General features: G+C 35.2%; 3 protein-coding genes. All 3 read right to left on the bottom strand.

Features of this window, described 5'->3' with window-relative positions:
* On the bottom strand, positions 1-332 hold a 332-nt coding region (locus N3C60_03875), incomplete at its 3' end, for a response regulator (GenBank protein ID MCX8084041.1).
* Between the two features lies 1 nt (position 333).
* The gene (locus tag N3C60_03870) at positions 334-1,176 is read right to left on the bottom strand and encodes a TatD family hydrolase (GenBank protein ID MCX8084040.1); all 843 of its coding nucleotides are present in this window, start codon (positions 1,174-1,176) and stop codon (positions 334-336) included.
* Positions 1,173-2,466: methionine--tRNA ligase subunit beta (gene metG, locus N3C60_03865; GenBank protein MCX8084039.1), on the bottom strand; the 1,294-nt coding region annotated here is incomplete at its 5' end. The genes N3C60_03870 and metG, both read right to left, overlap by 4 nt.

Below are 2,466 nucleotides of genomic sequence, written 5' to 3'. Positions count from 1 at the left end.
TCTAAAAATGTGTCTATATCAAACGGTTTTTCTAATATCTCTATGGCGCCTAATTCGTAGACAGTCATGATGTTTTCTGTGGTATCGTAAGCGGTGATTACTATTACAGGTGTTTCTATATCTATCGATCTTATCCTGTGGAGGAATCTTATGCCATCAAGTTCTGGCATCATTATATCTGTTATTATAAGATGATAGCTGTTTTCCTTTAATAGCTCTATTGCTGTTTTACCATTTAGAGCATGATCCACCTTATACCCTTCATTTTTGAGAAGATCTATCAAACCTGATGCACTAAACTTATCATCTTCAACCAGCAATATCCTAAACATCTCAGGTCCTAAAAAGGTTATTGAAGTTTTGTTCGAGTATTTCAGCAGTTTTAAGAAGGGGAATCTTTTTTAAAAAAGCAATTGTGTAGGCGTTAAAAACAACATAGGCAGGTTCATTCATTTCCCCTCTGAATGGCAGTGGGGTAAGATAAGGGCAATCTGTTTCTACAAAGAGTCTATCGATGGGAACATAAGTAATAGTTTCCCTGAGGTTATCTTCTTTTTTAAATGTTATAGGTCCAGCATAGGATATATAAAATCCGAAATCAAGTGCCCATTTCAAGAAAAGCTTATCTCCATTAAAGCAATGGATTATTCCAATTTTTTCATTGGGCTTTTGTGTATTTGATATAATATCCATGACCTTTTCTGAAGCATCTCTATTATGGATAATTATGGGTTTATTGTTTATCCTTGCAAATTCTAACATATATTCAAAAACTTTTATCTGTGTATCCTGATCTGAAAGATTCCTGTAAAAATCTAATCCGATCTCCCCTATGGCGAGCATTTTTTTATCGTTTATATGCTGTTGATACTCTATCAACACATCTTTAGAAAATTTTTTTGCATCGTGGGGATGGAAACCTAATGTGAAATATATATGTTCATGTTTGGTGGAGACCTCTTTGGCTAGTAAAGAGTCTTCAAGATCGATTCCGATTGTTACAACTCTTTTTACACCATGTAGCTCTGAATTTTTGAGATACAGATGTATATCTTCGTATTCTTTGAAATGGATATGGGCGTGGGTATCTGTGAAAAATAGGTTATACTTTTTTATTAATTGTATTTCCTCCATCAATCTTTTGTACTCAAAACTATCTTTTTTTTCTATTATCACTTTACAATGCTCCCAGCTGGGACATTATCTGGAAGTTCTACAACATGGTGTTTCTCTCCATCAAAAGCTGCTAATACCATACCTTCTGATGTTAGACCCATTAGTTTTGCTGGTTTTAAGTTTGATACAATTACCACTGTCTTACCTAAAAGTTCTTCTGGAGCATAGCTTTTAGCAATACCTGCTATGATCTGTTTTTGTTCATTTCCAAGATCTACTTTGAGTTTTAGTAATTTTTCTGATTTTTCAACTTTTTCTGCTGCAATTATTTTAGCAGCTTTTAGCTGCATTTTTGAAAAATAGTCGTAATCGATCATTTCACTTTGTTTTGTTTCTTCTGTTTCTTTCTTTATTTCAAACTGGAGTTTTTCTTCTTCGATTCTTGGGAAAAGCTGTTTAATTTCACCGATCTTTTGTCCATGCTCTAAGACTCTTACTTTTAATAGATCATCAAATGTAGATTTATAGATCTCTCTTTTGGTATTGAGTTGTCTTCTAATTTCTAAGGCTGTGCTGGGCATAAAAGGATACAGCATTAGAGAAAGTGCTCTAATACCATCGAGTACAGTGTACAAAACCGATCCCAATCTATCCTTTTTATTGGGGTCTTTGGCAAGGGACCAGGGTGCCATGGTGTCAATATATTTATTCAGGGCTCCTATGAGATCCCATATAACGATAAGGGCTTTATTAAAGGCAAGTTCGTTTAAGTTTTTGTCTATTTCTTTGAATGTATTTATAATCTGATCGGCAATTTTATCATCTGCTTCATCTGATACGGTGTAGGGTTGGACTACACCATCGAAATATCTACCCAGCATTCCCAATGTTCTATTTAATAGGTTACCGAGATCATTTGATAGGTCACTATTTACTCTATGTATCAGTGCCTTAAAAGAAAAATCCCCATCTAATCCGAAAGGCACTTCCCTCATCAGAAAATACCTTATCTGATCTACACCGAATTTCTCCACCAACCAATTAGGATCAATAGCGTTACCTAAGGATTTGGACATTTTTTGACCTTCCACTGTCCACCAACCATGGGCAAAAACAGATTTTGGCAAAGGTATACCGATACTCATAAGCATAGTTGGCCAGTAGACGGTGTGGAATCTTAGGATATCCTTGCCCACAATATGATAGTTTGCAGGCCAGTATTTTCCAAAAAGATCTTCTACATTGGGATAACCCAATGCTGATATGTAGTTTGATAGGGCATCTATCCATACATATATTATGTGTTTAGGATCACCAGGTACAGGTATGCCCCATTTAAATGAAGTTCTA

The organism is Calditerrivibrio sp., assembly GCA_026415135.1.
Taxonomy (GTDB): domain Bacteria; phylum Chrysiogenota; class Deferribacteres; order Deferribacterales; family Calditerrivibrionaceae; genus Calditerrivibrio.
The sequence above is the reverse complement of the archived record's forward strand: the minus strand, read 5'-3'. Positions and strand labels throughout refer to the sequence as shown.